This is a genomic window from Streptomyces sparsus (genome assembly GCF_054776295.1).
Window position 1 is genome coordinate 1 of sequence record NZ_BAAHCA010000201.1, and the last position, 6,696, is coordinate 6,696.

A 6,696-nucleotide genomic window follows, 5' to 3' on the forward strand; every position below is an offset into this window, starting at 1 on the left:
GTCCCGGCCACCGGGCGGCGGCGCACCCCGCCGCTGCGGCAGCAGGTCCACCCGGTCGTCGACGGGGTGCGCAACTGCCGCCCGTCCGGCTTCCCCGTCACCGCCGCGGCCCCTCCCGCCCGTGCGGCGGTGTCAGTCGGGTGCGTCGAAGCGGGGTGGTGCTTCGGTCGGGGCGTCACCGGCGGGCAGTTCCTGGGTCGGGCAGGAGTCGAGCACACCCGCCATCGCCTTCTTCTCCGCGGACGTCACCCACAGTTCGTACTTCTGCTTCACGGCGACCTGCAGCGCGATGTAGTCGCAGCGGAAGGGCTTGTGCTCGGGCAGCCAGGTCGCGGCGTCGCCGTCGCCCTTCTGCCGGTTGGCCGACGCCTCGACCGCGAGCAGGTTCAGCGGGTCGTTGGCGAGGGCGATGCGTTTGGCGGGCTCCCAGGCGGCGGCGCCCTTCTGCCAGGCGTCGGACAGCGCCACCACGTGCTCGATGTCCACCTTGCTGCGCCCGCGTTCGAAACTCACCGAGGTGCCGGTGTAGGGATCGTCCGTGAGGGTCCCGCTCTCGACCACACAGCCGTCCTCCTGCAACATGACGTCGTCCAGGTCGCGTTGCAGGACGTCGTCCCGTGTGGAGCAGCTGTTCCCGTCGGTGTCGGCCCAGGGCGACCCGAACTTGCGGCGGTCGTAGTCCGTTTTGGGCGCTCTGCCCTTGACGGTGAGTTCCTCGAGGGCCGAGGCGGCCTGGCCCGAACCGACGGGGGCGTCGTCGGTGCTGTCGGCCTCCGGAAGCTGTTCGACGGAACAACCGGTGCTGAGCAGCAGGGCCGTGAGTACTGCGGCGGCGGACAGGCGCGTTCTCAAAGGGCACGTCCAACAGTTCACTGGGGGCGGATGGCAGCAGGGCGTGCGCCCCGGGCGTGATCATAGGCGACGCCCGTTCGGGGGAACCGCCGGCCGGGGTGCTCGGTTCCGACCCATTCTGGCCACCACCCGCCCGGCAGCGAAAGGGCACCCACCCGCGGTGACCGAACCGTGTGCCCCACCGGCGCCGGGCGTCCCCTCCCCGACCGCTTGTGCACCTTTCGCCTCGCCTGCTGACCGGGTACCACCACGCCCGGTGAGGCGACCCGAAGAACCCCACGGACAGCCGAAAGCCCGGCCTGCCTCTGAGGGCAGGCCGGGCAGCGGACTCACCGGCGGGGGCTCAGCCCGCGGGTGGGTTCTCGTCCGGGTCGGCGAAGTCGGCGGCGTGCACGAAGTCCGGGCGCGGGTCGAGTGCGGCGGCCAGCCGGAAGTACCGCTTGGCCTCCTCGTCGCGGCCGGCCCGCTCCAGGGTGCGTCCGAGCGCGAAGTGGGCGAACGCGTTGTCCGGCTCGCGCTCGATCACGACCTGGAACTCCTGCTCGGCCGAGCGCAGTTGGGCTCCCAGGAAGAACGCGCGGGCGCGCAGCAGACGCGCGGCGGTGTTCTCCGGGTGTTCGGCGACCACCGGGTCGAGCAGCTTGAGGGCGCCGCGGGGGTCCCGTGCGGCGAGCAGGTGCTCGGCGGCGCGGAAGCCGATGATGTGCGTCTCGGGCGTGCGGGACATGAGTGCCTCCTCTGGCGGGGACAACGCCGCCACCCGGGCAAGCATTCCCGCACGGCCACTCCCCCGCCCGGCACGGACACGATCCGGCCGTCCCGGCCGGCGAGGGCCCTCGTCGGGTGGTTCGGAGCCCGGGCGGGTCAGTCCAGAACGGGGGTCCTGAGGTCGAGGACCAACACGTTTCCCCAGTCGTTGGTGAAAGCGGCACGCGTGCCCTCGTAGTGCACGCTGACGAACGGGTTGGAATGAAACATGACAGCGACCCACCGCAACGAGGAGTCGGCGTTGAGACGGGCGAGGTAGCCGATGTTGCCCATCCCGCCGCCTCCGCCGGACATCCGTCCTGATCCGTCCGGCAGCGGGCTCTCGAAGTAGGTGTTCACCCCGTCGTTGTTGTACTCCTCCAGGGCCTGGGCCACGTCGAACGGTCCCCCGACACGGAAGGGAATCGGCTGCCCGGCATCGGGGTGGTACGCCCCCGGCCCGTCAACATGGAGATCCAAGCCGGTGTCGTCCGGCCGGTACAGCCCGTCCCGGAGCGGCATCTCGCCGGCCTCCCAGAGCCTTTCGATCATTCCCACGAGCCACCCCCACCGTCTCCGGCGCGACCGTCTAAGCGGTCACGGTCAGGCGCCGCCAGACGTCGAGCACCTGCGGTTGCAGCGCGTCGAGCGGCCCGTCGTTGTCGATCACGAGGTCCGCCACGGCGAGGCGCTGCTCGCGGTCGGCCTGGGCGGCCATCCGGGCCCGGGCGTCCTCCTCGGTCATGCCGCGCAACCGCACCAGGCGGTCCAGCTGCGTCGCGGGCGACGCGTCGACCACCACCACCGTGTCGAAGAGCGGCGCGAGGCCGTTCTCGGCCAGCAGCGGCACGTCGTGCACGACCACGGCGTCCTCGCCGGCGGCCTCCTCCAAGGCCGCGGACAGCTCCGCCACGCGCGGGTGGACGATGGCGTTCAGCGCGGCGAGGCGCTGCGGGTCGCCGAACACGACCCGGCCGAGCGCCGCCCGGTCGAGCTCGCCGTCCTCCTGGAGGATGCCTGTGCCGAACTCGGCGACGACCCCGGCGTGCCCGGGCGTGCCGGGCGCGACCGCCTCACGCGCGAGGCGGTCCGCGTCGATGATCAACGCGCCCAACTCGCCCAGTCTGCGGGAGACCTCGCTCTTGCCCGCCCCGATGCCACCGGTCAGCCCGACTTTCACCATGACGCTCACCCTACGGCCTGGCGGCTCGGGGCGTGGGCGCAACCGGCGGCCCACCGCGCCCCCACCCGGGCGGGGTCAGGACCCGGACTCGCCGTCCTGCTCGCGGTCGGCGAGAAACCGTTCGAAGACGGCACCGAGCTCGTCCGCGGACGGCAGTTCGGTCGGCTCCGCCACCAGGTTGCCGCGACTGGCGGCCCCCGCGACGGCGTCGTACTGCTGCTCCAGACCGCGGACCACGGAGACCAGCTCGTCGTCGCCCTCGGCGAGCTGGCGCTCGATCTCGTTCTGGGCGCGGTGTGCCTCGTTGCGCAGGTCGTGGGCGAGCCCCGGCAGGACCAGACCCGTCGCCGAGGTGATCGCCTCGACCGTGACCAGGGCCGCGTCCGGGTACGCGGAGCGCGCGAGGTAGTGCGGCACATGGGCGGCGATGCCGAGCACGTCGTGACCGGCCTCGGAGAGCCGCAGCTCGGTGAGGGCGGCCGCGCTGCCCGGCACCTGGGCCTCGTCGAACAGGTTCGGGCCGCCGGAGACCAGCTCAGCACGGTTGCCGTGCGGGGTGAGGCCGACCGGGCGGGTGTGCGGCACACCCATGGGGATGCCGTGGAAGGTGACGGCGAGCCGCACCCCCAGCCGCTCCACGATCTCCCGCACGGCCGCGGTGAACAACTCCCACTGGACGTCCGGCTCCGGCCCGTCCAGCAGCAGGAAGGGCACACCGGCGGCGTCCCGCAGCAGCTTCAGCTCCAACCTCGGCGCCTCGTAGGCGGCCCACTGGTCCCGTCGGAAGGTCATCAGCGGGCGGCGGGCGCGGTAGTCGAGCAGTCGGTCCGCGTCGAACCGGGCGACCGTCAGCACCGACTCGGTCTCACCGAGCCGCTCCACGATCTGCTCTCCGGTGGCGCCCGCGTCGATGAAGCCCTCGAAGTGGTAGAGCATCACAAGCCCGGCACCGACCCCGTGGTCGATGATCTCGTCCACCGCGCGGAGCCCGCTGGGCTCCCACTCGTACAACTCGTGCGGTTTCAGCACTGGTGCCGCCCCTCTTGATCGACTGCAACTGACGTAACGCACGTCAACCGGTACGCATTCCCCGCGCGGCCTTGACGAGGCACGGAGAACGGTCCTGGCTTCCGGCGCGATCCGCGTCGGGCCCCGCGCTCGGGGCCGCCAACACCTTCGACGGCGCCAGCATGACAAACGTGCACCACGACGACTCCTGGGTCGACGTGCGGGGCGACACCTACCTGGCCGAGGGGACACCGGCCGCGACAGCCCCGACGACGGCTTCCAGACCCACCAGGTGCGGCCCGGGTGGGGCTGCGGCACAGTGTTCCGCGGCAATCACGGTGGCCGCGTCGAACACCGTGACCGGCGGTCGAGGGCTGATGGCCCCGGGCGTGCCGGCCGGCTGACCACCGGCCGCCGCACCCCGTGGTGCCCCGTCGGGCGGGAACCGCCGGCCGCCCGGCCGGTCACCACGGACTGCGGACCGCCCGGACACGACGAACGCGCCCGGACGCGACGAAGGGCCCGCCCCCCGATGCGGGGGACGGGCCCTCTGCCGTCAGTGGCAGGCCGTCAGGGGCAGAGCGTCAGCTCTGGCCGCCGGCCAGCTTCTCGCGGAGTGCGGCAAGCGCCTCGTCGGAGGCGAGCGCACCGGGGTCGTCGGTCGACTCCGAGGAGTACGAACCGCCGCCGCCACCGCCGCTGCCGCCCTGGCTGCTGCTGCCGCCGCCCTGCGGGGCTGCCGCACCGGGGGTGACACCCTCGGCCTCGGCCTGGGCGTCCGCCTCGCGGGACTTGACGACCTGGGCCTGGTGCTGCTCGAAGCGGGTCTGCGCCTCGGCGTACTGGCGCTCCCACTCCTCGCGCTGCTTCTCGTAGCCCTCGAGCCAGTCGTTGGCCTCGGGGTCGAAGCCCTCGGGGTAGATGTAGTTGCCCTGGTCGTCGTAGGACGCGGCCATGCCGTACAGGGTCGGGTCGAAGTCGACCGCCATCGGGTCGGCACCGAAGGACTCGTTGGCCTGCTTCAGCGAGAGGCTGATGCGACGGCGCTCGAGGTCGATGTCGATGACCTTGACGAAGATCTCGTCGTTGACCTGAACGACCTGCTCCGGGATCTCCACGTGGCGCTCGGCCAGCTCGGAGATGTGGACCAGACCCTCGATGCCCTCGTCGACGCGGACGAACGCACCGAACGGCACCAGCTTGGTGACCTTGCCGGGCACGACCTGGCCGATCTGGTGGGTCCGGGCGAACTGCTGCCACGGGTCTTCCTGGGTCGCCTTGAGCGACAGGGAGACGCGCTCGCGGTCCATGTCGACGTCGAGGACCTCGACCGTGACCTCCTGGCCGACCTCGACAACCTCGGAGGGGTGGTCGATGTGCTTCCAGGACAGCTCCGAGACGTGCACCAGGCCGTCGACGCCGCCCAGGTCCACGAAGGCACCGAAGTTGACGATCGAGGAGACGACGCCGGAGCGCACCTGGCCCTTCTGCAGGGTGGTGAGGAAGGTCTGACGGACCTCGCTCTGCGTCTGCTCCAGCCAGGCACGGCGGGACAGGACCACGTTGTTGCGGTTCTTGTCCAGCTCGATGATCTTGGCCTCGAGCTCCTTGCCCACGTAGGGCTGGAGGTCGCGGACGCGACGCATCTCGACCAGGGAGGCGGGGAGGAAGCCGCGGAGGCCGATGTCCAGGATGAGACCACCCTTGACGACCTCGATGACGGTTCCGGTGACGATCCCGTCCTCTTCCTTGATCTTCTCGATCGTGCCCCAGGCGCGCTCGTACTGGGCGCGCTTCTTCGAGAGGATCAGGCGGCCTTCCTTGTCCTCCTTCTGGAGGACCAGCGCCTCGATCTCGTCGCCGACGGCGACGACCTCGTTGGGGTCGACGTCGTGCTTGATCGACAGCTCGCGGGAAGGGATGACACCTTCGGTCTTGTAACCGATGTCGAGCAGGACCTCGTCCCGGTCGACCTTCACGATGACGCCGTCGACGATGTCGCCGTCGTTGAAGTACTTGATCGTCTCGTCGATCGCGGCGAGGAAGTCTTCCTCGGAACCGATGTCGTTTACCGCAACCTGCGGGGTGGCCACGGTGGTCTCGGTGCTGCTCGTCATGTGGTAAAGGGCTCCGGTACGGACAGGAAGTCGTAGGTACTGCTACGCCGTGAGCCCTTATCGCACCGCCGAAGCCAGACAGCTTGGGAGGCGTACCGTTTCCAGCGTCGCTGGAGCGAGAACACCTCGACAACCGAGGGGACATACAACAGATGCGAGCGCGACCTGCTCGGTCCGAGGCGCGCAGGCCCGCAGCGCAACTTGTAGCATACGGGCGAAGCACGGCAGGGTCAATGCGCAAGTGAGCGCACACGGGGTGAATCACCCCGTACCCGGCCGAGCGACTCCGGGCGGACCCGGCATACCCGCAACCACAAGGTTTGCGCCAAGCTTACGCCAGCAGTCGGCAGACCGACACACCGCCCGGCACATCGACTTCCCCACACGCACGGCAGACGGGTCAGATGACTTCACATCAGGTGCCGCACGAACCGCACCACCAGCAGGGAAGGGGCCCCGACGGGCACCCCGGGCACGACCGGCACCGGCTCCGCGACGGGCCGCCGGCCCCGGCGTGGCCGGAGTGGTCAGCGGAGGAGCCGGACGCCGTCCGGCGCCGTGCGGGCGACGCCGAGAGCAGCCGGGCGAGCAGGATCTGGTGGGACCGCAACGCCGACGAGTACCAGGACGAGCACGGCGGCTTTCTCGGCGACGACCGCTTCGTGTGGGGGCCGGAGGGGCTCGACGAGGAGACCGCCGGGCTGCTGGGCGATCCGGCCGGGCTGGCCGGGCGGCGAGTGCTCGAGATCGGCGCGGGCGCGGCGCAGTGCTCCCGGTGGCTGGCCGCCC

The 6,696-nt window shown here is 71.1% G+C and carries 6 protein-coding genes and 1 pseudogene; 1 reads left to right on the forward strand and 6 read right to left on the reverse strand.

What is annotated here, in order from left to right; genetic code table 11:
- Positions 1-132: 132 nt before the first annotated feature.
- The 6 genes from ACYVE9_RS12050 to rpsA all read right to left on the reverse strand — a co-directional run bounded on the left by ACYVE9_RS12050 (position 133) and on the right by rpsA (position 5,907).
- Entirely contained in the window at positions 133-852 is a 720-nt protein-coding gene (locus tag ACYVE9_RS12050; RefSeq protein ID WP_461027793.1) for an HNH endonuclease family protein, read from the reverse strand.
- A 343-nt stretch (positions 853-1,195) separates the two neighbouring features.
- Positions 1,196-1,579, reverse strand: a complete 384-nt coding sequence (locus tag ACYVE9_RS12055; protein WP_461027794.1) for a tetratricopeptide repeat protein — start codon at positions 1,577-1,579, stop codon at positions 1,196-1,198.
- A 137-nt stretch (positions 1,580-1,716) separates the two neighbouring features.
- Entirely contained in the window at positions 1,717-2,151 is a 435-nt protein-coding gene (locus tag ACYVE9_RS12060; protein ID WP_461027795.1) for a hypothetical protein, read from the reverse strand.
- Between the two features lie 37 nt (positions 2,152-2,188).
- Positions 2,189-2,782, reverse strand: coding sequence for a dephospho-CoA kinase (coaE, locus tag ACYVE9_RS12065; RefSeq protein WP_461027796.1), 594 nt, complete (start codon positions 2,780-2,782; stop codon positions 2,189-2,191).
- A gap of 75 nt (positions 2,783-2,857) precedes the next feature.
- Positions 2,858-3,811: a PAC2 family protein gene (locus tag ACYVE9_RS12070; RefSeq protein WP_461027797.1), complete on the reverse strand. Its 954-nt coding sequence runs from the start codon at positions 3,809-3,811 to the stop codon at positions 2,858-2,860.
- 563 nt (positions 3,812-4,374) lie between these two features.
- Positions 4,375-5,907, reverse strand: a complete 1,533-nt coding sequence (gene rpsA / locus ACYVE9_RS12075) for a 30S ribosomal protein S1 (protein ID WP_461027798.1) — start codon at positions 5,905-5,907, stop codon at positions 4,375-4,377.
- Between the two features lie 404 nt (positions 5,908-6,311).
- Between rpsA and ACYVE9_RS12080 the strand changes: the two are divergent.
- Positions 6,312-6,696: pseudogene (locus ACYVE9_RS12080) on the forward strand (hypothetical protein); the annotation flags it as partial.

Bases quoted from the DNA above. Each gene is read 5' to 3' on its own strand.
- ACYVE9_RS12055 (WP_461027794.1), bottom strand. From the start codon at position 1,579: ATGTCCCGCACGCCCGAGACGCACATCATCGGCTTCCGCGCCGCCGAG.
- ACYVE9_RS12060 (WP_461027795.1), bottom strand. From the start codon at position 2,151: ATGATCGAAAGGCTCTGGGAGGCCGGCGAGATGCCGCTCCGGGACGGG.
- coaE (WP_461027796.1), bottom strand. From the start codon at position 2,782: ATGGTGAAAGTCGGGCTGACCGGTGGCATCGGGGCGGGCAAGAGCGAG.
- rpsA (WP_461027798.1), bottom strand. From the start codon at position 5,907: ATGACGAGCAGCACCGAGACCACCGTGGCCACCCCGCAGGTTGCGGTA.